Source organism: Pseudomonas serbica (assembly GCF_028823535.1).
Classification (GTDB): domain Bacteria; phylum Pseudomonadota; class Gammaproteobacteria; order Pseudomonadales; family Pseudomonadaceae; genus Aquipseudomonas; species Aquipseudomonas serbica.
On sequence record NZ_JAQIYM010000014.1, the window covers coordinates 115,142 to 139,440 of the forward strand.

Genomic DNA, 24,299 nt, shown 5'->3' on the forward strand with positions numbered 1-24,299 from the left:
CCTATTCGCGAGCAAGCCCGCTCCCACATCGATCCCGGTTGCTCACAAGATGAGTGTTCAAAGGAGATAACCTGTGGGAGCGGGCTTGCTCGCGAAGGCGGCCGACCAGTCAATACACATCCGGCAGGCAAAACACACCATGCACACCACCATCATCATCGCTTTCGGCCTGATCCTGCTTACCCTGATGCTGTACATCGGCGAAAAGATCGGCTTCCCCCGCCAGGTCCTCGCCTACAGTTTCATCGTGCTCTGGCTGGCCCTGACGCTGATCAATGGTGCGGTGGGCATGGTGCATGCCGGCCAGCCGTTGGGCACGGAACTGGTGGTTGGCAGCGCCGTGTTCGGTATCCCGGTGGCGGCGCTGGTGTTGTTCATGGTGTTGAGCACCGAGGCCTAGGCCCGCTCAACGCACAAGGTGCAAGAACTGCATGTGCCGTTCGTACTGATCGAGGATGTCGTTGATGATCTGTTCCTTGGTGTAGCCCACCAGATCGTAGTTCTGACTGCCCTCGCTCAAATGCACTTCGGCCCGGTAATAGCGACGGTTGTTAAGCTCCTTGGAGCCCATGCCACCCCGGGCAAACGACGGCGTAAAGTAGCCGCGCATCTGTACCTGGTAGATGAACGGGTGTTCGTCCCCATGGCCGATTTCCAGGCTGACGCTGTCATTGACCGGTTCCGGATGAGTCACGACGTTCAAGCCCTTTTCGATAAACACCGCAGACACCTCTTCGATGGCGGGGCGCACTGTCGAATCGAGGAAGCGATACACCTCATCCCGCGACGGGAAATGCACCGCCTGGCTCAAGCGCTGACGCCAGCCACCGCGCCGCGAGCCGGACACCGGTGCCAGGGAATGCATCTGCGCAATCTGCTTCTGCGACTCCAGATAAAACGCTTTATGCAGCCCCCACATCATCAACAGCAAAATCAGCGAGAACGGCAGCGAAGTCAGGACCACGGCTGACTTCAAGGCATCGATGCTGCCGGAAAACAGCAGCGCGCTGGTCACCAGTGCAGTCATCGCGCCCCAGAACACCCGCAGCCATTTCGGCCCGTCTTCGTCGGGGTTGCCACCCTTGGCGGACAGCGTCGACAACACCACGGTGCCGGAGTCGGCGGAGGTGACGAAGAACACGAAGCTGATGAACACCGTGACCGCGATCACGGTCTTGCTCCAGGGGTAGGTTTCCAGCAGCAGGTAGAGGGTCATCGACGGGTTGTCGATGGCCGACATGCCCAGCGCCGTCATGCCGTGGTTGAGCACCTGGTCGATGGCGCTGTTGCCGAAGATCGACATCCACGCCAGGGTGAAGCCCAACGGAATCAGGAGCACGCCGAAGACGAACTCGCGGATGGTCCGGCCACGGGAAATCCGCGCAATGAACAGGCCCACGAATGGCGACCACGCGATCCACCAGGCCCAGTAGAACACCGTCCAGCCACCCAGCCAGTCACTGGGTTTGTCGTAGGCGTACAGGTCGAAACTCTTCATCGGCAAGGCGCCGAGGTAGTCGCCAACGTTCTGGATAAGGGTATTGAGCAGGTGCTGCGTGGGCCCGGCGAACAACACGAACAGCAGCAGCGCGCAGGCCAGCAGCATGTTGATGTCGGACATCACCCGCACGCCCTTGTCGACGCCGGACACCGCGACGATGATCGCCGCCCCCATCATCAGCGTGATCAGGCCGACCTGAATCCACTGGGTGTGGGCAATGCCGAACAGGTAATCCAGGCCCGAGTTGAGGTGCAACACGCCAAAACCCATGTCGGCCCCCAGACCGAACACAGTGGCGATGATGCCGAAGCCGTCTACCGCGTAACCAATGGGGCCGTTGATGCGTTTACCGATCAGCGGGTACAGCGCCGAGCGCAGGGCCAGCGGCAGGTTATGCCGGTAGGCGAAGTAGGCCAGCGCCATGCCGACAAAGGCGAACACGCCCCAGCCATGCAGGCCCCAGTGCAGGAACAGGATCTGCATCCCTTGGCGCGCCGCATCCGCCGTGCCGGCCTCGCCCTGGGGCGGTTGCAGCATATGGGTCAGGGGCTCGGACACGCAGAAGAAAAACAGCGTGATGCTGATCCCGGCGGCGAACAACATGCCGGCCCAGGACAGATAACTGAATTCGGGCTCGTCGTGGTCGGCACCGAGTTTGATCTTGCCGTAGCCCGATAACGCGGTGACCACCACGAAGACCAGATACAAGGTCATCGCCAGCATGTAGTACCAGCCAACCGTGTTGGCCGCCCAGTTTTGCGCCGCCAGCAACCAGGCGCCGGCCTGTTCGGGCATGGCAATGACCACGACGCCGAACAACAGAATGAAAGTCGCCGCGAAGTAGAACACCGGCGGATTCATGCGGACCAGGCCGCTTGGGGGAATGGACGATGCACTCATTGCAGGTGCACCTCGAAGGGGTCGATCGTGGCTGTAGAAATCGGACTCAGCAAAGGCAAGCCTCCTGTTGTGAGCGGGCAGCGAACCACCGGTTTAACTTGAATGAACGTTCAAGTTAAACATGAATAGGGTGCTAAGGACTAATTCCAGGGCTCGACGGTCGCTTTCCTACGCTAGCTCAAGGAAGGGCATGACGCGATCGCTCCCATGCTCTGCGTGGGAGTGCAGCCCGTGACGCTCTGCGTCACAGCGGTATCAAATTGGAGGTGGCGGTGCGGCGGGAACGCGGAGCGTCCCTTGAGGCATTCCCACGCGGAGCGTGGGAACGATCAGGTGTACTGGGGCTTACTTCTGCGCCCCATCGTCCAGCTGCAGGTTGGCCTGGGTCAGGTTACTGCCCGCTGGCACGCTGCGGGTCAGCCAGACATTTCCGCCAATGGTCGAGCCCTTGCCAATGGTGATCCGCCCCAGAATCGTCGCCCCGGCGTAAATCACCACGTCGTCCTCGACGATCGGATGCCGCGCCTGGCCCTTCTGCAACTGGCCGTCTTCATCCGCTGGAAAACGCTTGGCCCCCAGGGTCACCGCCTGATAAATCCGCACCCGCTCGCCGATGATCGCGGTCTCGCCGATTACCACACCGGTCCCGTGGTCGATGAAGAAGCTGCGGCCGATCTGCGCGCCCGGGTGAATGTCGATGCCGGTAGCCGAATGGGCGATTTCTGCGCTTATCCGCGCCAGCAACGGCAGCCCTGCGCGATATAAATGGTGGGCCAGGCGATGGTGAATCACCGCCAGGATGCCGGGATAGCACAGCAGCACTTCATCGACGCTGCGTGCCGCCGGATCACCGTGATAGGCCGCCAGGACATCGGTGTCCAACAGGCTGCGCAGCCCCGGCAACGCAAGGGCGAAGTCCTGGATGATCTGAATGGTTTTCGCCTCGACCTCAGTGTCGGCCTGGGCGCTGTGGCGAGCGGCGTAGCGCAATTCAAGGCGTGCCTGGGCCAGCAACGCATTCAACGCCACATCGAGGGTGTGGCCGACGTAGAAATCCTCACTCTCTTCGCGCAAGTCCACCGGCCCCAGGCGCATCGGAAACAGCGCACCGCAGAGTGCCTCGAGAATGTCCGCCATGGCCGCCCGTGAGGGCAACTCGCGACCACCCTGCTCACCGCTGGCGCGGCCGTTCTGTGCACGCCACTGTTCACGTGCCGTGCGTAGCTGGCTGACGATGGTTTGCAATTGCCAATGGCTGGAACGCTCACTCACGGTAAAAACTCCTCACGGGCGGCCGGACTGTCTGGCCGCACTGACGGCGATTACTTTACGGCAAGGCTTGCAAGCAAAATTAAGAACCAATTGTGCTGTCGTAATTACAATCGGCTATAAGCGATTGGCGGTTGCCCCGACAAAGTGGCGTGCCTATAGTCCAGAGACCTTTCACCGCCAGTACGGACCCATGATCAAACAACAGCTTGCCCGCTTTAACCGTCTCGACCTGCTCAGTCAGCCCACCGCCCTGGAAAAACTCGATCGCCTGTCGGCCTGGCTCGGGCGCGACGTCTACATCAAACGCGATGACCTGACCCCGTTGGCGATGGGCGGCAACAAGCTGCGCAAACTCGAATACCTGGCGGCCGATGCCCTGGCCCAGGGCGCCGACACATTGATCACGGCCGGGGCGCTGCAGTCCAACCATGTACGCCAGACTGCTGCCATCGCGGCCAAGCTGGGTCTTGGCTGCGTGGCCCTGCTGGAAAACCCGCTGGGCACCGACGACGCCAACTATGTCGGCAACGGCAATCGGCTGTTGCTGGACCTGTTCGATGCCAAGGTTGAACTGGTCGAGAACCTGGATAACGCCGACGAGCAATTGCACTCCCTGGCCGCCCGCCTGCGCAGCAACGGCAAGAAGCCGTACCTGGTGCCGATCGGTGGCTCGAATGCGCTGGGCGCCCTGGGTTATGTACGAGCCGGGCTGGAACTGGCCGAGCAGATCAAGGACACCGGGCTGAATTTCGCCGCCGTCGTCCTCGCCTCGGGCAGCGCCGGAACCCACAGCGGCCTGGCACTGGCGTTGAGCGAAGCATTGCCGGAACTGCCAGTCATTGGCGTCACGGTTTCGCGCAGTGATGAAGATCAGCGGCCAAAAGTCCAGGGCCTGGCCGAGCGTACCGCCGAGTTGCTGGGGGTGACATTACCGGAGAGCTTCAAGGTCGAGTTGTGGGACGAGTACTTCGCTCCGCGCTATGGCGAGCCCAACGCCGGCACGCTGGCAGCGGTGAAACTGTTGGCCGGCCAGGAAGGCCTGTTGCTGGACCCGGTCTACACTGGCAAGGCCATGGCGGGGTTGCTGGACGGGATCGGACGTTCGCGTTTCGATAAGGGGCCGATCATCTTCCTGCACACCGGTGGGGCGCCGGCGTTGTTTGCCTACACGAGCTTCTTGTAAGGGCCAGGATCAAAAGATCGCAACCTGCGCCAGCTCCTGTAGGAGCTGGCTTGCCAGCGAAAGCGGTCTATCAATCACATATGCAATTAAGAAATAATAAAAATAGAATTTATTATTTTCTAATCTAAAAGCACCATCATATAGTCACGCCGCAGGCGAATTTGCGACGAGACGCATAGGCTGCTTTAGGGCAGGATATCGCAGTCGTCCGAATCCCGAATTTGCCAACTTTCCTTAAGCGTCTTCCATAAGAAAACACAGGGGCTTGTCATGAATTTTTCCGCACTACGTCGAAATCTGCTGGTGGGTTCGCTGGGCCTTGCACTCAGCGCCGGCTTGATTGGCCAGGCAGTGGCCGGTGAGCAACTGCAACAAATCAAGGACAAAGGCGTGATCAACGTCGGCCTGGAAGGCACCTACCCGCCGTTCAGTTTCGTCGACGCCGACGGCAAACTGACCGGCTTCGAAGTCGAATTCTCCGAAGCCCTGGCCAAAGAGCTGGGTGTGAAGGTCAAGCTGCAACCGACCAAATGGGACGGCATCCTCGCAGCCCTGGAATCCAAGCGTCTGGACGCCGTGATCAACCAGGTGACCATCTCCGAAGAGCGCAAGAAGAAGTATGACTTCTCCGAGCCCTACACCGTTTCCGGGATTCAGGCACTGGTACTGACCAAGAAAGCCGCCGAGCTGAACATCAAGTCCGCTGCCGACCTGGGTGGCAAGAAAGTCGGCGTCGGCCTGGGTACCAACTACGAGCAGTGGGTCAAAGCCAACGTGCCGACCGCTGACGTGCGCACCTACGAAGATGATCCGACCAAGTTCCAGGACCTGCGTGTCGGCCGTATCGACGCCATCCTGATCGACCGTCTGGCCGCATTGGAATATGCCAAGAAAGCCAAAGACACCACCGCCGCCGGTGAAGCGTTCTCCCGCCAGGAAGCCGGCATCGCCCTGCGCAAAGGCGAGCCTGAACTGCTGGCAGCCGTGAACAAGGCCATCGACAAGCTGCGCGCCGACGGCACGCTGAAAAAGCTTTCGGAAAAATACTTCAGCGCTGACGTCACTCAATAATGGAAGAAGCTTTTCAACTCGCACTGGACTCCCTGCCCTTCCTGCTCAAGGGAGCCTACTACACGGTCATCTTGAGCCTGGGCGGGATGTTCTTCGGCCTGGTGATGGGCTTCGGCCTGGCACTGATGCGCCTGTCGCGCTTCAAGCTGGTGAGCTGGATCGCCCGCATCTACGTGTCGTTCTTTCGCGGCACGCCGTTGCTGGTGCAACTGTTCGTGATCTATTACGGCCTGCCGCAATTGGGCATGGAACTCGACCCGCTGCCGGCGGCCCTGATTGGCTTCTCGCTGAACATGGCCGCCTACGCCTGTGAAATCCTGCGTTCGGCGATCAGTTCCATCGAGCGCGGCCAATGGGAGGCGGCTGCCAGTATCGGCATGACCCGTGCGCAAACCCTGCGCCGGGCCATCCTGCCGCAAGCCATGCGCACGGCATTGCCACCGCTGGGCAACAGCTTCATTTCGCTGGTCAAGGACACTGCTCTGGCTGCCACCATCCAGGTGCCGGAACTCTTCCGCCAGGCGCAACTGATTACCGCCCGTACCTTCGAAGTGTTCACCATGTACCTTGCCGCCGCGCTGATCTACTGGGTCCTGGCCACGGTGCTGTCGCACCTGCAGAACCAGTTGGAAGCACGGGTCAACCGGCACGACCAGGAGTCCTGACCCCATGATTGTCGTGGAAAAACTGACAAAGCAGTTCAAGGGTCAAGTCGTGCTCAACGGCATCGATCTGCAAGTGAAGGAAGGCGAGGTGGTGGCGATCATCGGCCCAAGCGGCTCGGGCAAGACCACCTTCCTGCGTTGCCTGAACTTCCTCGAGGAACCCACCAGCGGCCGGATCAAGGTCGGCGACATCGAGATCGATACCAGCCGCCCGCTGAACCAGCAACAGAGCCTGGTGCGTCGCTTGCGCCAGCACGTGGGTTTCGTGTTTCAGAACTTCAACCTGTTCCCCCACCGCACCGCCCTGGAAAACGTCATCGAAGGCCCGATCATCGTCAAGAAGATCGCGCACGCCGACGCCGTTGCCCTGGGTAAAAAGCTGCTGGCCAGGGTCGGCCTGGCAGGCAAGGAAGACGCTTACCCGCGCCGCCTTTCTGGTGGCCAGCAACAGCGTGTGGCCATTGCCCGCGCGCTGGCGATGGAACCGGAAGTGATCCTGTTCGACGAACCGACCTCGGCACTCGACCCGGAACTGGTGGGCGAAGTGCTGGCGACCATTCGCAGCCTTGCCGAAGAGAATCGCACCATGGTCATCGTCACCCACGAAATGGGCTTCGCCCGCGACGTGGCCAATCGCGTGGTGTTTTTCGACAAGGGCGTGATCGTCGAACAAGGCGAAGCGAAGGCGTTGTTTGCCAACCCCAAGGAAGAGCGCACGAAACAGTTTCTCAGCAAGTTCCTGAATAACGCCCATCCTTAAAAACTCTCGCAACATCGGTTAACTTCCATGGATGGAAGTGCCACCCCTCCCTGTATAACCCCTTACCTTTACATAATTAAATGCATGCGCACGACAAGCACATCTTGTCAGCGCACTCGATACATATATGTATCGCGCAACAGTTTACCGACAGGGCACGCATGCGCATCGCGAACCGACAAATGGCTATAACCCCTTATAAAATGGCGCTCCGAGCAGGTAAATTCGACGTGCCGGAACGGTTTATTAACTTCAATGCGTAGGAGTTTTCTGAATAACATCCAATCTTCAACTTAACTAATCCATTCTATTGACACCGACTCCAGCGCACTCTTATCTAGTCTCCTGCCAGCGGCACTGATCACGCCAAATCATTATTTAACATCAAAGTAATGAACGGTTTTGCTGTTGTTTCCCGAAACGGACTTCATTGCAAAACATCAAGGAGACTTCCATGACAAGCACCTCAAACAAAATAGAACTTGCCGCCCCGACACTGGCGCAATCTCACAAGGCCGGGATCAACCTCGCCTCGGCGGCGCACCTGCTGATCGAGGTGCCGCCCTACCCCGGGATGGATGAAGGCGACCTGATCGAACTGTTCTGGGACAACTGCTACGTCGCCTCCAGGGCCCTCAAGACCAACGAGATTGGCCAACCCGTTCAACTACGGGTACCCGAGAGTTTTATCGCCAGTGGAGCTTCTCGCATTCACTATCGGATCATGCAGATAGGACAAGCCCCGATTGTCTCGCCCGCCCGGCGCGTTCAATCCAAACTCGAGTGCCCTGGTGGCCAGCCAACTGCGCTGAGTGGCGACGAGAACCAGAGCCTGGCTCCGGTAAAACTTCCCGAAACGATTCGTCGGCAAGGGGTGAACCCCAACCAGATCAAGCGCGGCGTGCCCGTGACCATCGAGCCATACCTGAACATGGCTGCCGATGACGAAATCACCTTGCGCTGGGGCGATGCCCGCATGGATTTGCCGCCACTGAAGGCGAGTGATGTGGGCCAGCCGATTCAGGTCTGGGTGCCACCGGCGATCATTCTGGAAGCCGGCGAAGACCTGCGCCTGGAGGTGACTTACTGCATCCTCGACCGTGTCGGTAACAACTCGCGCTGGGCGCCAGCACGCCATCTGAAAATCGGCTGCGCCAATCCTTACCTGAGAATCCCAAAGAAAGAACTGCTTAAGGCCGCTGAAAGCCGCAGCCGATAAAAGCTCCTGCGGGAGCTGCCGCAGGGTGCGAGCTTTTGACCTTCTATACATATTCCTAAAAGTTAGTTCAAAAATAATTTATACACGTTTAGGGTATATAAACCGGACCACCGGACATTCTTGTTTTCGTTCGCCGCACCCCGCGGCGTTTCCATGAGATGTGAGGTAGGTATGGTCCGGAACACAATCACCCCAGTGCAGATCGCCAGGGCATTGCGTGTAGCCAAGGAGCGGCACTGATGTCCAGTCTGGCTGATGCAATCGTCCAGAGTGACCTGGACATCGCCCCCTTGTTGTTGCCCGCACAGGTGCTGCGCAACGACGCCCAAGCCATCAAGGCCGCCCATGAGCTGGCGCAAGTCGCTCGCCTGCAGGCAGCCCGGCGCGACCAGCAGCGCAAGCTGCCGTGGTCGGAAATCGAACAATTCACCCGAAGCGGCCTGGGCAGCATTGCCGTTCCCCGCGAGTATGGCGGCCCACAGGTTTCATTCGTGACCCTGGCCGAAGTGTTCGCGATCATTTCCGCAGCGGACCCCGCCCTGGGGCAGATTCCGCAGAACCAGTTCGGCATTCTCAACCTGATACTCGGCAGCGCCACCGAGGCGCAGAAAAAACAGCTGTTCAAGAGCGTCCTGGAAGGCTGGCGAATCGGCAATGCCGGGCCGGAGCGCGGCGTTAAAAACACCCTGGAACTCAAGGCGCGTATCACCGCCGACGGCGATGGTTTTGTGCTCAATGGCCAGAAGTTCTATTCCACCGGCGCGCTGTTCGCGCACTGGGTCGCGGTCAAGGCACTCAATGACGACGGCAAGCAAGTACTGGCCTTTGTCCGTCGCGGTACGCCGGGACTGCGCATCGTCGATGACTGGTCCGGTTTCGGCCAGCGCACCACCGCCAGCGGCACCATTTTGCTCAACAACGTGCGAGTCGACGCCGAGTTGGTGGTGGACAACTGGAAGATCAATGAAAAGCCCAATACCCAAGGCGCCGTCTCGCAGCTGATTCAAGCCGCCATCGACGCTGGCATCGCCCGTGGCGCCATCGACGACGCCATTGAATTCGTGAAAACCCGTTCCCGGCCATGGATCGACGCCAACGTCGAACGGGCCAGCGATGACCTGTACGTGATCGCCGACATCGGCAAGCTGAAAATCGAACTGCACGCCGCCGAAGCCCTGCTGCGCAAGGCCGGGCAGGTGCTCGACCAGGTCAGCGCCGCGCCGCTTACCGCCGAATCCGCCGCCCGCGCTTCGATTGCCGTGGCTGAAGCCAAAGTGCTGACCACCGAGATCTCGTTGCTGGCCAGCGAAAAGCTCTTCGAACTGGCCGGCAGCCGCGCCACCCTTGCCGAATTCAACCTCGACCGCCACTGGCGTAACGCCCGGGTGCACACCCTGCACGACCCGGTGCGCTGGAAATATCACGCGGTGGGCGCTTATCACCTGAACGGCACTTTGCCGGCTCGTCACTCCTGGATTTAACGCCCAGACACTTTTTACCAGAGCTCTGGAGAAACACATGACCCTTTCTCAACACGTCGCGGTCATCACCAGCGATGAGCAAGCCCTGATCGTCGCCAGCGACCTGGCCGAAGATTTCAAACGCGACAGCGCCCTGCGCGACCGCGAGCGCCGTTTGCCGCACCCGGAACTGGAAGTGTTTTCCCGTTCGGGCCTGTGGGGCATCAGCGTGCCCAAGGAATACGGTGGCGCCGGCGTGTCTAACGTCACCCTGGCCAAGGTCATCGCCCTGATCGCCCAGGCAGATGGTTCCCTCGGGCAAATCCCGCAGAACCATTTCTACGCACTGGAAGTGCTGCGCGTGAACGGCAGCGAGGAACAAAAAAAACGCCTGTACGCCGAAGTATTGGCCGGTCAGCGCTTCGGCAATGCGCTGGCGGAACTGGGCACCAAAACCGCCCACGACCGCGTCACCCGCCTGAAACGCGATGGGGATGGCTATCGCATCAACGGTCGCAAGTTCTACGCCACCGGTGCGATCTACGCGCAGCGCATCCCGACCTCGGTGATCGATGAAAACGGCGTGCAGCAACTGGCGTTCGTCCCGCGTGAAAGCAAAGGCCTGACCGTGATCGACGACTGGAGCGGCTTCGGCCAGCGCACCACCGGCAGCGGTTCGGTGGTGTTCGAAGATGTCTACGTTGCCGCCGAAGACGTGATCCCGTTCCAGAGCGCTTTTGAGCGTCCGACCCCGGTCGGCCCGCTGGCGCAGATTCTCCATGCCGCCATCGACACCGGCATCGCCCGCGCGGCCTACGAAGATGCACTGCAATTCGTGCGCACCAAGACTCGGCCGTGGATCGACGCCACCCATGAAAAAGCCACCGACGACCCGCTGACCATCAAGAGCTTCGGCCATTTGAGCATTCGCCTGCATGCCACCGAGGCCTTGCTGGAGCGCGCCGGGGAATTCCTCGACCAGGCCCAGGCTGACACCAACGCCGCGAGCGTCGCCGCCGCATCGATCGCCGTCGCCGAAGCCCGGGCCATCAGCACCGAAATCTCCCTCGCCACCGGCACTACCTTGTTCGAACTGGCCGGCAGCCAGGCCACCCTGGTTGAGCACGGCCTGGATCGCCATTGGCGCAACGCCCGGGTGCATACCCTGCACGACCCGGTGCGCTGGAAGTACCACGCGGTCGGCAACTACTACCTCAACGATGAAAACCCGCCGCTGCGGGGGACCATCTGATGGCCAACGCGAAAAAGAAGATCCTGCTCAACGCGTTCAACATGAATTGCATCGGGCACATCAACCACGGCCTGTGGACGCATCCGCGCGATACCTCGACCCAGTACAAGACCCTTGAATACTGGACCGAACTGGCGCAATTGCTGGAGCGCGGGTTGTTCGACGGTTTGTTCATCGCCGACATCGTCGGCGTCTACGACGTCTACCAGAACTCGGTGGACGTGCCGCTCAAAGAGTCGATCCAGTTGCCGGTCAACGACCCTCTGCTGCTGGTCTCGGCCATGGCCGCCGTCACCAGGAACCTCGGTTTCGGCCTCACCGCCAACCTCACCTACGAACCGCCGTACCTGTTCGCCCGGCGCATGTCGACGCTGGATCATTTGAGTCGCGGCCGAGTGGGCTGGAACATCGTCACCGGTTACCTCGACAGCGCCGCCAAGGCCATGGGGCTGAGCGAACAGGTCGAGCATGACCGCCGCTACGACCAGGCCGATGAATACCTGCAAGTGCTGTACAAACTCTGGGAAGGCAGCTGGGAAGACGACGCGGTGATCAACGATCCGCAGCAACGGATCTACGCGCAACCGGGAAAAGTGCACAAGGTCGAGCACAAGGGCGAGTTTTATCAGGTAGAGGGTTATCACCTGTGCGAACCCTCGCCGCAGCGCACCCCGGTGCTGTTCCAGGCCGGCAGTTCCGATCGTGGCCTGCTGTTCGCCGGGCGGCACGCCGAGTGCGTGTTCATCAGCGGGCAGACCAAGGCGTCGACAAAGGTTCAGGTGGACAAGGTCCGTGCGAGCGCCGTCGAGGCCGGGCGTAATCCCGACGACATCAAGGTGTTCATGGGCTTGAACGTGATCGTCGGCGCGACGGAAGAACTCGCTTGGGCCAAACACGCCGAATACCTGAGCTACGCCAGCGCCGAGGCCGGGGTGGCGCATTTTTCGGCCTCCACCGGCATCGATTTTTCCGAGTACGCCATCGACGAACCGATCCAGTACGTCAAGAGCAACGCGATCCAGTCCGCCACCAAAAACCTGCAGAACAACGACTGGACCCGCCGAAAGTTGCTCGAACAACACGCCCTCGGCGGACGCTACATCACCGTGGTCGGCTCGCCTGAGCAAGTCGCCGACGAACTGGAATCGTGGATCGCCGAAACCGGCCTGGATGGTTTCAACCTGACGCGGATCGTCACACCGGAAAGCTATGTGGACTTCATTGAGCTGGTAATTCCGCAGCTGCAACGGCGTGGGTCGTACAAGACCGCCTACGACAGTGGGACTTTGCGCGAAAAGCTGTTTCACGCAGAGGCGCATTTGCCTGAGCAACATACGGGATCGGCGTTTCGCCGTTAAAAGCTTCGCGATCAAGCCCGCTCCCACATTTGGAATGCAATCCCCTGTGGGAGCGAAGAGGCCCGACCAAACACCCCAAATTCATGCACTGACTGGAAATACCACTATGACCAAGCACCACCTCTCCAACCCAGTCAAAGCACTGGCCCTGGCCTTCGGCCTGTTCAGCTCCGCGCTGTTCGCCGCCGACGCGCCACTGAAAATCGGCACCACCGCCGCCTTCGCCATTCCATTGGAAGCAGCAGTAGAAGAAGCCGGCAAACAAGGCCTGAAAGTCGAGCTCGTGGAGTTCACTGACTGGATTGCGCCCAACGTCAGCCTCGCCGCCGGCGATATCGACGTGAATTACTTCCAGCACATCCCGTTCCTGGAAAACGCCAAGAACGCCTCCGGTTTCGACCTGGAGCCCTTCGCTCCGGGGATCATCAACAACGTTGGCCTGTATTCGAAGAAATACAAAAGCTTCGACGAACTGCCACAAGGCGCCAGCGTGGCCATCGCCAACGACCCGATCAACAGCGGCCGTGGCTTGCAGCTGTTGGCCAAGGCCGGGTTGATCACGCTCAAACCGGGGGTGGGCTACAAGGCCACCGAAGAGGACATCATCGCCAACCCGAAGAACATCAAGATCCTGCAAGTCGAAGCCGTGCAACTGGTGCGCGCCTATGACGACGCCGACCTGGTCCAGGGCTACCCAGCCTATATCCGCCTGGCGAAGACTTTCGACGCCGGTTCTGCCCTGCTGTTCGACGGCCTCGACCACAAGGAATACGTGATCCAGTTCGTGATCCAGCCAAAAAGCAAAACCGACCCGCGCCTGATCAAGTTCGTCGACATCTACCAGCATTCGCCAGCCGTTCGCGCAGCCCTGGATAAAGCCCACGGCAAGCTCTATCAAGCCGGTTGGGAGAGTTGAGCATGACCGCTGCCACGCAACGGCTACTGGACATTCCGGAGCTCAAGAATGCTCAACAGACCGAACTGCACCCGGCGCTCAATCGGGCCCACGTGCGTTTCGTCGGCCTGGGCAAAACCTATGACGGCAAGCAAGGCCCGGTGGCGGCGCTGCAAGGCATCGACCTGGCGATCCAGCGCGGTGAAGTGTTCGGCATCATCGGCCGCAGCGGCGCCGGCAAGTCGTCGCTGATCCGCACCATCAACCGCCTCGAGCAACCGACCTCGGGCCGCGTGTTGATCGATCAAGTGGACATTGGCGAGTTCGACGAAGACCGTCTGGTGGCGCTGCGTCGGCGCATCGGCATGATCTTCCAGCACTTCAACCTGATGTCGGCCAAGACCGTCTGGCAGAACGTCGAGTTGCCGCTGAAAGTCGCCGGTGTGCCGAAGCAAAAACGCGAGCAGAAGGTTCGCGAACTGCTGGAGCTGGTCGGCCTGCAAGGCAAACACACGGCTTACCCGGCGCAACTGTCCGGCGGGCAGAAACAGCGCGTCGGCATCGCCCGCGCGCTGGTCCACGATCCGGCGATTTTGCTGTGCGACGAAGCCACGTCGGCACTGGATCCGGAGACGACGCAATCGATCCTCGGCCTGCTGCGCGAGATCAATCAACGCCTGGGCCTGACCATCATCCTGATCACCCACGAGATGGCGGTGATCCGCGAGATCTGTGATCGCGTGGTGGTCCTGGAACATGGCCGAATCGTCGAGCAAGGCCCGGTCTGGGAAGTCTTCGGCAACCCGCAGCATGAAGTCAGCAAGACATTGCTCGCGCCGTTGCAACACGCTCTGCCGCCGGAACTGCAAAGCCGCCTGCATCAACAACCGCAGTCTTCGACAGACGCGGTGGTGCTGCGCCTGCAATTTACCGGAACGGCCCACGCCGAACCGGACCTTGCCGCGCTGTTCGGTGCCCTCGGTGGCAACGTGCGCCTGTTGCAGGGCGGCGTGGAACGAATTCAGGGGCACGCGCTGGGCCAACTGCTGCTGGCCGTGACAGCTTCGCCGCTCGGCGCCGAAGAATTGCGTCAACGCGCCGGCAATTGGGCGCAACAGGTGGAGGTGTTGGGTTATGTGGTTTGATCGTTTGCTGCAAGGCTTCATCGACACCTTCCTGATGGTTGGCGTGTCGTCGTTGATCGCACTGCTGGCGGGCATTCCGCTGGCGGTGATCCTGGTCACCAGCTCCAAGGGCGGCATCTACGAAGCCCCGGCGCTGAACCGCGCATTGGGTGCCTTCGTGAACCTGTTCCGCTCCATACCATTCCTGATCCTGATGGTGGCGCTGATTCCGTTCACCCGGTTGATCGTCGGCACCACCTATGGCGTGTGGGCGGCCGTGGTGCCGTTGACCATTGCGGCCACGCCGTTCTTTGCGCGCATCGCCGAAGTCAGCCTGCGCGAGGTCGATCACGGCTTGATCGAGGCGGCGCAAGCCATGGGCTGCCGACGTGGGCATATCGTCTGGCATGTGCTGTTGCCTGAGGCGCTGCCGGGGATTGTCGGCGGCTTTACCATCACGCTGGTGACGATGATCAACTCATCGGCCATGGCCGGGGCGATTGGTGCGGGTGGCTTGGGGGACATTGCGTACCGGTATGGGTATCAGCGTTTTGACAGCCAGATCATGCTGACGGTGATCGTGTTGCTGGTGGCGTTGGTGGCGGTGATTCAATTGGGTGGGGATCGGTTGGCTCGGGGACTGAACAAACGCTAGATCCTGGCGATATTTCGTACAGGAAAATCGGCAATTCCGAGGGGTAAATCCCTTTCCTTTGCAGGACGTTTCCTAGATTATTCCGCTCGCTTGCGCCTGCCAGATTCGGTGGTTAGTCTCGGTCCGTCACTGCTTATCAGTGATCGGGTTTAGTAGCCCGGAACAATAGGCGCATAGCGTTTCCATGCTCATGTCCGGCGTTTTTGCCGCACGCAGAATATGGTGGCTGTGCGTGGGGCACCTTCGGGTGCACCGGTTTTCCTATTGACCGGCCTACTAACCTGCGTACAGCCGCCACCCAATCGTTTAGTAGGCGATAAGTGACGGCTCCATGCAGCAATAGGAGAAACACATGGAAAGATCCGTCCCCGATCCACCTTCCGAAACCCCCACCAACGAAGCCGTCACTGAAGACCTGCTCAGAGACCGTTCCGCCCTCTACCGCGCCATTGATTTCTACCTCACCGGCGATCAACTCAAGAGCGCCGACCGGGCGATGGTGTTTTCGGTTTGGCATTTGTTGGCGATTGCCAAGGCGATGGTTGATCGGTCCATTGAATGTTTGGGGATGAAAAAGGGTTGAGTCAGTGAGATCGCCTTCGCTGGCAAGCCAGCTCCTACAGGTGACCGACGCGATCCATTGTAGGAGCTGGCTTGCCAGCGAATGGCTGCGCAGCAGCCCCAGGCTTGATGGCGTATATTCGACAAATCCAAATTGCCTGCGCAGCCCACCATGAAACAGACCCCCGCCGACCTTGAGCAGATCACGTCCACCACCCTGGGCCATTACAACTCGGTGGCCGAAGGTTTCCGCGAAGGCACCCGCGATCACGATGTCAGCCAGAACATCGATGCGCTGTTGCGACACATTCAGGGCAAGGCGCCGTTCGACATTCTCGATTTTGGCTGCGGCCCCGGTCGCGACTTGCAGGCCTTCACGCGCATGGGCCACACGGCGGTCGGCCTTGATGGCTCGGAGAAGTTTGCGCAGATGGCCCGCGAGGACAGCGGTTGTGAGGTTTGGCAGCAGGACTTCCTGAAGCTGGATTTGCCGGATGAGCGCTTCGACGGGATTTTTGCCAACGCGGTGCTGTTTCACATCCCGCGCCAGGAGTTGCCCCGGGTGTTGAAGGAGCTGCGCGCGGCATTGAAGCCGGGGGGTGTGTTATTCAGTTCCAATCCCCGTGGCGAGAACCAGGAAGGCTGGAACGGGGCGCGGTATGGGGCGTATCACGATCTTCAGGCGTGGCAGCAGTTGCTGACCGAGGCGGGGTTTGTGGAGCTGGAGCATTACTACCGGCCGGCAGGGCTGCCGCGGGAGCAGCAGCCCTGGTTGGCGAGTGTGTGGCGTCGCGCCGACTGATCGTTCCCGCGCTCCGCGTGGGAACGATCATTAAGCGGCGTCTTTCTTCGGCTCGTGGATCCTGTACCAGGCCACATACAACGCCGGCAAAAACAGCAGTGTCAGCAGCGTGGCGACGATAATCCCGCCGATCATGGCATAGGCCATCGGGCCCCAGAACACTTCCCGGGCAATCGGGATCATGCCCAGGCTCGCCGCCGCGGCGGTCAACAGAATCGGTCGCCGACGATGTTCAGTGGCTTCCACCACGGCATCCCAGGGTGACGAACCTTGCGCCACGAAGGCGTCGATCTGGGTCACCAGGATCACCGAGTTGCGGATGATGATGCCGATCAGCGCCAGGATGCCGAGGATCGCCACGAAGCCCATCGGCGTCCCGGTCGGCACCAGCGCCAGCACCACGCCGATCAGACCCAGCGGCGCCACGCTGGCCACCAGGAACATCTTCTGCACGCTGTGCAACTGGATCATCAGGAAGGTGGCCATCAGGAACACCATCAACGGCACGACCTGGTTGATCGGCCCCTGGGCCTTGGCGCTTTCTTCCACCGTACCGCCCGTGGCAACCTTGTACCCTGCAGGCAACGAGGCGGCGAAGGTGTCGATGTCCGGCTTGAGCAGTTTCACCAGATCGGTTGGCTGGATATCACCGATCACCGCAGTCTTGATGGTGATCGTCGGTTTGCGGTCGCGACGCCACACCAGCGGTTGCTCCAGCTCGTAACGCACAGTGGCAAACGCCAGCAGCGGAATCGAGGTGCCTCCGGGAGTGAGGATCTGCAGGTTCTGCAGGGTTTCCGGCGAACCCCGTTCGGCGTCCACCGCGCGCCCGACCACGTTGATCAGGTAGATGTCATCGTCGACCTGAGTCACGGTCGAGCCGCTGACGATGCTGTTCATCAAGTTCGCCACGTCTTCGGACGACAAGCCCAGCTGGCGTGCCTTGTCCTGGGCGATGTCGATGCGCAGCACCTTGCCGGGCTCGTTCCAGTCGTAAATGATCTCGCCGATGTGCGGGTTCTTGTCCAGCACGGTCGCCAGATCGATGGCGTGCTTGCGCACCTGGTCGATGTCCGGGCCGCTGACGCGGTACTGGATCGGCCGCCCCACGGGCGGGCCCATCTCCAGTGCCTGGACGAAACTGCCGATGCCGACGAAGTCTTTGCGCAGGCGCTCACGCAGGCGATCACTGAGGGCCGCACGCGTCTCGAAGTCTTTGGCAACGATCACCAGCTGCGCGTAGTAAGGGTTCTGCAGTTGCTGGTCGAGTGGCAGGTAGAAACGAATCGCACCCTGGCCGATGTAAGTACTCCAGCGCACGATGTCGGGGTCGCCCTTGAGGGTTGCTTCCAGCTTGTCCACGGCCTTACGGGTTTCAGCGATCGAGGCGTTTTGCGGCAGGTTCAGGTCCACCAGGATTTCCGGACGATCCGAGGCCGGGAAGAACTGGTTCTGCACAAAGCGCATGCCGACAACCGACAAGCCGAATATCAGCACGGTGATGCCAATCGCCCACCAGCGATTGCGCATGCACCACAGCAGACCGCCATTGAAGGCCCGCCCCAGGCGCCCTGGCTCGGCCGAGTGCGGCTTCACATTGACGCTGAGGATATGCACGCCGATCACCGGGGCGAACAGCACCGCCACTACCCACGAAACCATCATGGCCACGGCAATCACCGCAAACAGGGTGAAGGTGTATTCACCGGCCGAGCTGCCATTGAGACCAATGGGCACGAAACCCGCCACCGTCACCAAGGTACCGGTGAGCATCGGGAAGGCGGTCGAGGTGTAGGCAAAGGTCGCGGCCTGCTCCTTGGTATCGCCCAACTCCAGGCGCGAGACCATCATCTCCACCGTGATCATCGCGTCATCCACCAGCAGGCCCAGCGCGATGATCAGCGCACCGAGGGAAATCCGCTGCATGGTGATGCCGCTGTATTCCATGAACACAAACACCATCGCCAGCACCAGCGGGATCGAGCACGCCACCACCAGGCCCGCGCGCACGCCGAGGCTGATGAAGCTGACCACCAGCACGATCACCACGGCTTCGAACAAGGCGCTGGTGAACCCGCCCACGGCGGCTTCCACCACCACAGACTGATCGGACACGTTGTGCACGCCGACGCCCACCGGCAGATTGGCCGTCAGTTCGCTCATGCGCTTGTGCAAGGCCTTGCCGAAGTCCTGGATGTTGCCGCCCGTTTGCATGGCAATGGCCAGGCCGATGGCGGGCTGGCCGTTGAAGCGAAACTCCGGCGTCGACGGGTCGACGTAACCCCGCTGGATGTCGGCTATATCGGCCAGGCGATAGAAGCGATCATTGAGGCGCAAATTGACGTTGGCCAGATCCTTCTCGGAAATGAACTGCCCGGAGGTGCGCACGGAAATCCGCTCGGGACCGGCTTCGATCACCCCGGCCGGGGTCACCGCGTTCTGGGTCTGCAGGCTTTGTACGACTTGCTGTTCGTCGATACCCAGCGCCGCCAGTTTGCGCGTCGAGAAGTTCAGGTAGAGGACTTCGTCCTGCTGGCCGACCATCTCGATCTTGCCCAGGCCCGGCACACCCCGGATATCGGCCCGCGCCTGCTCGACGTAGTCGCGCAACTGGCGCAGCGTCAGGCCGTCGGCGGTAAAGGCGTAGATCGAGCCGAACACGTCACCGAACTCGTCGTTGAACGATGGGCCCTGAATGCCCTGGGGAAACGAGTAGCGAATGTCGCCGATCTTCTTGCGCACCTGGTACCAGATTTCCGGAATGTCCTTGGCCTTGGTGGTGTCGCGCAAGTACACATAGACCGTGGATTCGCCGGGGCGCGTGTAGCTTTTCACGTAGTCGAGGGAATCGAGCTCTTCGAGTTTTTTCTCAATACGGTCGGTGACCTGCTTGAGGGTTTCTTCCTGGTTCGCACCGGGCCAGCGGGTCTGGATCACCATGGTCTTGATGGTGAACGACGGGTCTTCCTCCCGACCCAGGTTCAGGTACGAAAACACCCCCATCAGCAGCGAGACAAACATCAAATACCAGACGAACGACTGATGCTTGAGGGCCCATTCGGATAAGTTGAAACTCCCTTTCATTGTGGGTTGCCCTCGTCGACTCTCACTTTTTGCCCCGGCTTGAGGCTGTTCACACCGGCACTGACGACTCGCTCGCCAGGTTTGATATCGTTGGCCAGTACCACCGTGCTGTTCGTTCGGCTGACGATGCTGACATCCCGCGGGGATACGGTTTGCGTCTGCGTATCGATGACCCAGACGCGGGCTTTGCCGTCGACGTCCTGCAATGCGCTCAGGGGCAGTTCGATGCGCGGTTTGATCGCGCTTTTCAAGGTCACGCTGATCGCCGTGCCGAGACGAAACGCGGGCGGTGTCTCGGTCAGCGTCAGGCGGGCACGGCGGGTTCGGGTCGCGCTTTCGGCCTGGGGTTCGATTTCACGCACGATAGCCGTGGTGGCGATGCTCGGGTTCAGTTGTGAAGCGACTTGAAATACCACGTCGGTGGGTAGCTGATCGATCAAGGTGTCGGGCAGGTCGATCACCGCTTCCTTGATATCCGGCTGCGCCAGGGTCACCACCTGCTGACCCGCGGTAACGACTTGCCCGGCTTCGGCAGCCCACGCCGTGACCACGGCCTTGTGATCGGCGCGCAACTCAACATAGTTGAGCTGGTCCCTGGCCTGGCTGACCGCAGCCTTGGCCTGATCGAGCGAGGCCTGGGTGGTTTTCAGGTCGGTCAATGCGCTGTCGAGTTGCGCCTGTGAGCCCACCCCGCGATCGAACAATTGCTGCTGGCGTCGGGCGCTGGCCTGGGCATTGATGAGCTGCGCCTGGATACTCGCCAGGTCGCCCTCGGCCGAGCGCAACTGGTTCTGCTGGTCGGTGGGATCGAGCGTGGCGAGCAAGGCCCCTTTGTCGACTTCGGCACCGACATCGACGCTGCGGCTGGCAATGCGCCCCGGCACACGGAAACCGATGTTGCTTTCATAACGGGCCTGGATGCTGCCGGCGAAACGCCCGAGGTTCTCTTCATTCAGGGCCTTCACCTTGATGGACAGGACCGGACGCACCGGCTCCGGAGCGGGTTCTTCTTTCGAGCAGGCCACCAGCATCACACCGGCCAATACCAGTAACAGACGCTTCATGGCTGAGACTCCGCTGCCAGTTCCTTGTAGGTGTCCTGGGCGATTTCCACCTTCACACCAGGGTGCAGCAACTGGCCGCCGGCGATGACGACTTTTTCACCGCCGGTGAGCCCGGCGCTGATGATGACTTTACCGGTCAGGTAACGGCCAACCGTAACGTTGTGCAACTGCGCCTTGCCCTCGCCATCCACCAGCCACACCGCCGGCTGGGTGACGTTCTTGGTCAGCGCCGACCACGGCAGCTCCACGGCGGACTTGCCCCGGGTGTTGGCGGTGGCACTCACCACCGAGCCCAACTGCATGCCTGGCGGCAAGGCGTCGAGGGTGACTTTGACCTGCACTGTGCCTGTTTGCTCGGAGACGGCCGGGGTGACTTCGCGCACGGTCCCGGTGGTCTTGATCGCTGGATTATCCAGCAGGCTGACCACCACCGCTCTATCGGACGGCGGCTCGGCCAGCAGTGATTCGTAGACGTTGAATACCGCATCCCGGTCTCCATCCCGGGCCAGGCTGAAAATCGGTACCGTAGCCTGCACCACCTGGCCGACCTCGGCTTGCCGCGCCGTGATCACGCCCGGCGCGTCGGCGATCAACGCGGTGTAGCTCAGTTGTTCACGGGCGTTGGCCAATTGGGCCTGGGCCGCCGCCAGCGAGCTTTGGGTGCTGCGCAAGGCCGCCTGGGCGGAATCGTATTCACTTTGGCTGGTATAGCCCTTGGGCAGGAGTTTTTGCTGGCGCACGAAGGCGGCGGCGTTCTGTTTGACCTTGGCCTGTTCGGCGACGACTTGTGCCTGGGCCGAATCCACGTTGGTCTGCAGGTCCTTGGGATCGAGCCTGGCGAGCACCTGCCTGGCCGAAACCCGGTCACCGACATCCACGGTACGCTGGATGATCTTCCCCCCGACACGGAACGACAGCTCGGTTTGCACCCGGGCCTGGACATCACCGGTCAACGTGATGTTGACGGCGTAGTCGGCCAGCTTGACCTCCTGCACGAAAACCCGTGGCCGGTCCTTCTCGACCGGTTTCTCTTTGTCGCAAGCACTTAGCAAAGCCAGGAGGCTCAGGCCAAGCACTATTTTCAATCCGGGACCAGCCATGCAGACTCCTTTGCGTTGAACGGGCGCGATTCGTCTGTCAGCTTAGAACAGCGTTTAACCTTCGCCCACGCAATAATCGTCATTTCCACTGCAGGCGCTGCCGAAGGCTGAGATCTTTTGATCCTGATCTATAAAAAAGCGTTAAATCGCAGGCTTGCAACGCTTACCTACGCGGGTCACAGGGAAGGTCCTCATGCTCAAAACCCTGGCGGTGGCCAATTACCGCTCGATCAATAAACTAGTGATCCCGCTGGGCCGGCTGAACCTGATTACCGGGCCCAACGGCAGCGGCAAATCCAATCTCTATCGCGCGCTGCGCCTGCTGGCGGAAACTGCCCAGGGCGGCGTGGTCAATGCTTTGGCCCGCGAGGGAGGCCTGCATTCGACCTTCTGGGCCGGCCCGGAAACCATCAGCAGGCGCATGCGCAATGGCGAAGTGCCGATCGAGGCGACGCTGCCAAAGGGCGTGAAGCGCCTGCGACTGGGATTCTCCGGGGAAGACTTCGGTTACTCGATCAGCCTGGGGCTGCCCGATTCCAATGGTCATTTCATGCTGCCCGGGCACAGTACTCCTATTCCATCCCGCTTCAGCCTCGACCCGCAAATCAAGCGCGAGTGCTTGTGGGCCGGGCCGTTCTACCGACCAGCGAGCCTGCTGGTGGATCGCAACGGCCCGCTGATTCGTGCCCGGGCCAACCGCAGTTGGGACGTGCTGGCTCAACACACGCCGAATTTCGACAGCCTGTTCGATCAGGTCGGTAGCCTGCGCACCTCGCCGGAAGTACTGGAGATGCGCGAGTTCATCCGCCGCTGGCGCTTCTACGATCACTTTCGCAGTGATGCCGACGCCCCGGTGCGCCAGCCACAACTGGGTACCCGCACGCCGGTGCTGCACCACGACGGCAGGGACCTGGCGGCGGCGTTGCAGACCATCATCGAAATCGGCGACCCCGAGGCATTACGCAACGCGATCAGCGATGCATTCCCCGGTGCGCGGCTGCACATCGAGCCGCTGGCCGGCGGGCGCTTTGCTATCGAGTTTTATCAGGAGGGACTGTTGAGGCCGTTATCGGCAGCCGAGCTGTCGGACGGGACATTGCGTTATCTACTGCTGGTGGCGGCACTACTGACGCCCAGGCCGCCGACGTTGATGGTGCTGAACGAACCGGAAACCAGCCTGCATCCGGATCTGCTGCCGGCGCTGGCGCGCTTGATCATCCGCGCGTCCGCGCAGAGTCAGGTGTGGGTGGTATCCCATGCGCGGCGGCTGATTTCGGCGTTGCAGGAAGATGCGCAATGCAATTGCATCGTGCTGGAGAAGAATCTCGGGCAAACCGGGATTGTCGGGCAGCGGCTGCTGGATGAGCCGGCGTGGTATTGGCCTGACCTTTGATTGTTCTGGTGCAATAAAAAACGCCGACGCTCTATCAGCCGTCGGCGTTGGAAACCTTACGGGTTTACCTCGCGAATCAGAACGCCGGCAGTACCGCGCCGCTGTACTTCTTCTCGATGAAGGCTTTCACTTCCGGGCTGGTCAATGCCTTGGCCAGTTTCTGGATGGCGGCGCTGTCCTTGTTGTCAGGGCGAGCTACCAGGAAGTTCACGTATGGGGAATCCGAACCTTCAATGATCAGCGCGTCTTTCGCCGGGTTCAGGCCCGCTTCCAACGCGTAGTTGGTGTTGATCATGTCCAGGTCGACCTGATCCAGCACACGCGGCAACATGGCCGACTCAAGCTCCTTGAACTTGAAGTTGTGTGGGTTCTTGGCGATGTCCTTTGGCGTGGACACGGCGTTTTTCGGGTCTTTCAACTCGATCAGGCCAGCCTTCTGCAGCAGGATAAGGGCACGGCCGCTGTTGCTGCCTTCGTTGGGGATGGCAATGGTCGCGCCGTCCTTGAGCTCGGCCAGGGTTTTGACTTTCTTCGAGTAGCCGCCGAACGGTTCAACGTGCACGCCGATCACGGTCACCAGATTGGTGCCTTTGCCTTCGTTGAAGCTTTTCAGGTACGGCAGGGTCTGGAAGAAGTTGGCGTCCAGACGCTTCTGGTCGACCTGTACGTTTGGCTGAACGTAGTCGGTGAAGACCTTGATATCCAGGTCCACGCCTTCTTTGGCGAGGGTTGGCTTGATCAGTTCAAGAATCTCGGCGTGTGGAACCGGGGTCGCCGCCACCACCAGTTTCTCGCCAGCCTGGGCCAGGCCCGCAGTCAGGGCAGCCGCCAGTGCGGTGAACAACAGAACCTTTTTCATGCAGTGTCCTTATCGAAAATCACGGTCGCTTGTGGCGACGGCTAGATATTTAAGTGCCAGTGAAGTGCTATCGCTGGCGTGACGCGGACGATACCGGGATTTTTTATTCCCGAACAATATC

General features: G+C 60.6%; 21 protein-coding genes. 15 read left to right on the top strand and 6 right to left on the bottom strand.

Features of this window, described 5'->3' with window-relative positions; genetic code table 11:
- The first annotated feature begins 139 nt into the window (after positions 1–139).
- On the top strand, positions 140–400 hold the full coding sequence (locus tag NQL71_RS22740; protein WP_046815437.1) for a hypothetical protein: 261 nt from the start codon (positions 140–142) through the stop codon (positions 398–400).
- A 6-nt stretch (positions 401–406) separates the two neighbouring features.
- On the opposite strand, the gene betT is transcribed toward NQL71_RS22740, so the two are convergent.
- Positions 407–2,362, bottom strand: coding sequence for a choline transporter BetT (betT, locus tag NQL71_RS22745; RefSeq protein WP_162837824.1), 1,956 nt, complete (start codon positions 2,360–2,362; stop codon positions 407–409).
- 384 nt (positions 2,363–2,746) lie between these two features.
- Positions 2,747–3,673: a serine O-acetyltransferase EpsC gene (epsC, locus tag NQL71_RS22750; RefSeq protein WP_046815348.1), complete on the bottom strand. Its 927-nt coding sequence runs from the start codon at positions 3,671–3,673 to the stop codon at positions 2,747–2,749.
- A gap of 190 nt (positions 3,674–3,863) precedes the next feature.
- Here epsC and NQL71_RS22755 point away from each other — a divergent pair, with 190 nt between their 5' ends.
- The 13 genes from NQL71_RS22755 (at position 3,864) to NQL71_RS22815 (ending at position 16,678) form a co-directional block, all read left to right on the top strand.
- Complete coding sequence (locus NQL71_RS22755; protein ID WP_274643321.1) at positions 3,864–4,856, top strand: D-cysteine desulfhydrase; 993 nt, start codon at positions 3,864–3,866, stop codon at positions 4,854–4,856.
- 270 nt (positions 4,857–5,126) lie between these two features.
- Positions 5,127–5,927 (top strand): cystine ABC transporter substrate-binding protein, encoded by an 801-nt coding sequence (tcyJ, locus tag NQL71_RS22760; protein WP_077186170.1) that lies wholly within the window; start codon positions 5,127–5,129, stop codon positions 5,925–5,927.
- Entirely contained in the window at positions 5,927–6,592 is a 666-nt protein-coding gene (tcyL, locus tag NQL71_RS22765; RefSeq protein ID WP_008057612.1) for a cystine ABC transporter permease, read from the top strand. The genes tcyJ and tcyL overlap by 1 nt, the downstream gene beginning before the upstream one ends.
- A gap of 4 nt (positions 6,593–6,596) precedes the next feature.
- Complete coding sequence (gene tcyN, locus NQL71_RS22770; RefSeq protein WP_046815351.1) at positions 6,597–7,352, top strand: L-cystine ABC transporter ATP-binding protein TcyN; 756 nt, start codon at positions 6,597–6,599, stop codon at positions 7,350–7,352.
- A 454-nt stretch (positions 7,353–7,806) separates the two neighbouring features.
- A complete protein-coding gene (locus NQL71_RS22775) occupies positions 7,807–8,571 on the top strand; it encodes a hypothetical protein (RefSeq protein ID WP_274643322.1) in 765 nt (254 codons plus the stop codon).
- Between the two features lie 239 nt (positions 8,572–8,810).
- Positions 8,811–10,052, top strand: a complete 1,242-nt coding sequence (locus tag NQL71_RS22780; protein WP_274643323.1) for an SfnB family sulfur acquisition oxidoreductase — start codon at positions 8,811–8,813, stop codon at positions 10,050–10,052.
- Positions 10,053–10,089: 37 nt separating this feature from the next.
- Positions 10,090–11,283 carry an SfnB family sulfur acquisition oxidoreductase gene (locus tag NQL71_RS22785; protein ID WP_274643324.1) on the top strand — a complete coding sequence of 398 codons (1,194 nt, stop codon included), beginning with the start codon at positions 10,090–10,092 and terminating at the stop codon, positions 11,281–11,283.
- Positions 11,283–12,641, top strand: coding sequence for an LLM class flavin-dependent oxidoreductase (locus NQL71_RS22790; protein ID WP_274643325.1), 1,359 nt, complete (start codon positions 11,283–11,285; stop codon positions 12,639–12,641). The genes NQL71_RS22785 and NQL71_RS22790 overlap by 1 nt, the downstream gene beginning before the upstream one ends.
- Before the next feature lie 106 nt (positions 12,642–12,747).
- Positions 12,748–13,557, top strand: coding sequence for a MetQ/NlpA family ABC transporter substrate-binding protein (locus NQL71_RS22795; RefSeq protein ID WP_046815356.1), 810 nt, complete (start codon positions 12,748–12,750; stop codon positions 13,555–13,557).
- A gap of 2 nt (positions 13,558–13,559) precedes the next feature.
- Entirely contained in the window at positions 13,560–14,681 is a 1,122-nt protein-coding gene (locus NQL71_RS22800) for a methionine ABC transporter ATP-binding protein (RefSeq protein WP_274643326.1), read from the top strand.
- A complete protein-coding gene (locus NQL71_RS22805) occupies positions 14,671–15,315 on the top strand; it encodes a methionine ABC transporter permease (RefSeq protein ID WP_008057629.1) in 645 nt (214 codons plus the stop codon). The genes NQL71_RS22800 and NQL71_RS22805 overlap by 11 nt, the downstream gene beginning before the upstream one ends.
- 352 nt (positions 15,316–15,667) lie before the next feature.
- On the top strand, positions 15,668–15,898 hold the full coding sequence (locus NQL71_RS22810; protein WP_274643327.1) for a hypothetical protein: 231 nt from the start codon (positions 15,668–15,670) through the stop codon (positions 15,896–15,898).
- Positions 15,899–16,048: 150 nt separating this feature from the next.
- Positions 16,049–16,678, top strand: coding sequence for a class I SAM-dependent methyltransferase (locus NQL71_RS22815; protein ID WP_046815359.1), 630 nt, complete (start codon positions 16,049–16,051; stop codon positions 16,676–16,678).
- 30 nt (positions 16,679–16,708) lie between these two features.
- Here NQL71_RS22815 and NQL71_RS22820 read toward each other — a convergent pair whose 3' ends face one another.
- The 3 genes from NQL71_RS22820 to NQL71_RS22830 are packed head-to-tail and all read right to left on the bottom strand — an operon-like array spanning position 16,709 to position 21,926.
- Positions 16,709–19,762, bottom strand: a complete 3,054-nt coding sequence (locus NQL71_RS22820) for an efflux RND transporter permease subunit (RefSeq protein WP_077186179.1) — start codon at positions 19,760–19,762, stop codon at positions 16,709–16,711.
- The gene (locus NQL71_RS22825; RefSeq protein WP_046815361.1) at positions 19,759–20,826 is read right to left on the bottom strand and encodes an efflux RND transporter periplasmic adaptor subunit; all 1,068 of its coding nucleotides are present in this window, start codon (positions 20,824–20,826) and stop codon (positions 19,759–19,761) included. The genes NQL71_RS22820 and NQL71_RS22825 overlap by 4 nt, the downstream gene beginning before the upstream one ends.
- A complete protein-coding gene (locus NQL71_RS22830) occupies positions 20,823–21,926 on the bottom strand; it encodes an efflux RND transporter periplasmic adaptor subunit (RefSeq protein WP_046815362.1) in 1,104 nt (367 codons plus the stop codon). The genes NQL71_RS22825 and NQL71_RS22830 overlap by 4 nt, the downstream gene beginning before the upstream one ends.
- A 193-nt stretch (positions 21,927–22,119) precedes the next feature.
- Here NQL71_RS22830 and NQL71_RS22835 point away from each other — a divergent pair, with 193 nt between their 5' ends.
- On the top strand, positions 22,120–23,319 hold the full coding sequence (locus tag NQL71_RS22835; protein ID WP_274643328.1) for an AAA family ATPase: 1,200 nt from the start codon (positions 22,120–22,122) through the stop codon (positions 23,317–23,319).
- 76 nt (positions 23,320–23,395) lie between these two features.
- Here the strand turns inward: NQL71_RS22835 and NQL71_RS22840 are convergent, their stop codons facing one another.
- Positions 23,396–24,178: a MetQ/NlpA family ABC transporter substrate-binding protein gene (locus NQL71_RS22840; protein WP_046815364.1), complete on the bottom strand. Its 783-nt coding sequence runs from the start codon at positions 24,176–24,178 to the stop codon at positions 23,396–23,398.
- Positions 24,179–24,299: the final 121 nt, after the last annotated feature.

What these genes read in the sequence shown, in the direction of transcription:
- NQL71_RS22740 (WP_046815437.1), top strand. Translation starts at nt 140, where the DNA reads ATGCACACCACCATCATCATCGCTTTCGGCCTGATCCTGCTTACCCTG.
- betT (WP_162837824.1), bottom strand. Translation starts at nt 2,362, where the DNA reads ATGAATCCGCCGGTGTTCTACTTCGCGGCGACTTTCATTCTGTTGTTC.
- NQL71_RS22755 (WP_274643321.1), top strand. Translation starts at nt 3,864, where the DNA reads ATGATCAAACAACAGCTTGCCCGCTTTAACCGTCTCGACCTGCTCAGT.
- tcyJ (WP_077186170.1), top strand. Translation starts at nt 5,127, where the DNA reads ATGAATTTTTCCGCACTACGTCGAAATCTGCTGGTGGGTTCGCTGGGC.
- tcyL (WP_008057612.1), top strand. Translation starts at nt 5,927, where the DNA reads ATGGAAGAAGCTTTTCAACTCGCACTGGACTCCCTGCCCTTCCTGCTC.
- tcyN (WP_046815351.1), top strand. Translation starts at nt 6,597, where the DNA reads ATGATTGTCGTGGAAAAACTGACAAAGCAGTTCAAGGGTCAAGTCGTG.
- NQL71_RS22775 (WP_274643322.1), top strand. Translation starts at nt 7,807, where the DNA reads ATGACAAGCACCTCAAACAAAATAGAACTTGCCGCCCCGACACTGGCG.
- NQL71_RS22780 (WP_274643323.1), top strand. Translation starts at nt 8,811, where the DNA reads ATGTCCAGTCTGGCTGATGCAATCGTCCAGAGTGACCTGGACATCGCC.
- NQL71_RS22785 (WP_274643324.1), top strand. Translation starts at nt 10,090, where the DNA reads ATGACCCTTTCTCAACACGTCGCGGTCATCACCAGCGATGAGCAAGCC.
- NQL71_RS22790 (WP_274643325.1), top strand. Translation starts at nt 11,283, where the DNA reads ATGGCCAACGCGAAAAAGAAGATCCTGCTCAACGCGTTCAACATGAAT.
- NQL71_RS22795 (WP_046815356.1), top strand. Translation starts at nt 12,748, where the DNA reads ATGACCAAGCACCACCTCTCCAACCCAGTCAAAGCACTGGCCCTGGCC.
- NQL71_RS22800 (WP_274643326.1), top strand. Translation starts at nt 13,560, where the DNA reads ATGACCGCTGCCACGCAACGGCTACTGGACATTCCGGAGCTCAAGAAT.
- NQL71_RS22805 (WP_008057629.1), top strand. Translation starts at nt 14,671, where the DNA reads ATGTGGTTTGATCGTTTGCTGCAAGGCTTCATCGACACCTTCCTGATG.
- NQL71_RS22810 (WP_274643327.1), top strand. Translation starts at nt 15,668, where the DNA reads ATGGAAAGATCCGTCCCCGATCCACCTTCCGAAACCCCCACCAACGAA.
- NQL71_RS22815 (WP_046815359.1), top strand. Translation starts at nt 16,049, where the DNA reads ATGAAACAGACCCCCGCCGACCTTGAGCAGATCACGTCCACCACCCTG.
- NQL71_RS22820 (WP_077186179.1), bottom strand. Translation starts at nt 19,762, where the DNA reads ATGAAAGGGAGTTTCAACTTATCCGAATGGGCCCTCAAGCATCAGTCG.
- NQL71_RS22825 (WP_046815361.1), bottom strand. Translation starts at nt 20,826, where the DNA reads ATGAAGCGTCTGTTACTGGTATTGGCCGGTGTGATGCTGGTGGCCTGC.
- NQL71_RS22830 (WP_046815362.1), bottom strand. Translation starts at nt 21,926, where the DNA reads ATGGCTGGTCCCGGATTGAAAATAGTGCTTGGCCTGAGCCTCCTGGCT.
- NQL71_RS22835 (WP_274643328.1), top strand. Translation starts at nt 22,120, where the DNA reads ATGCTCAAAACCCTGGCGGTGGCCAATTACCGCTCGATCAATAAACTA.
- NQL71_RS22840 (WP_046815364.1), bottom strand. Translation starts at nt 24,178, where the DNA reads ATGAAAAAGGTTCTGTTGTTCACCGCACTGGCGGCTGCCCTGACTGCG.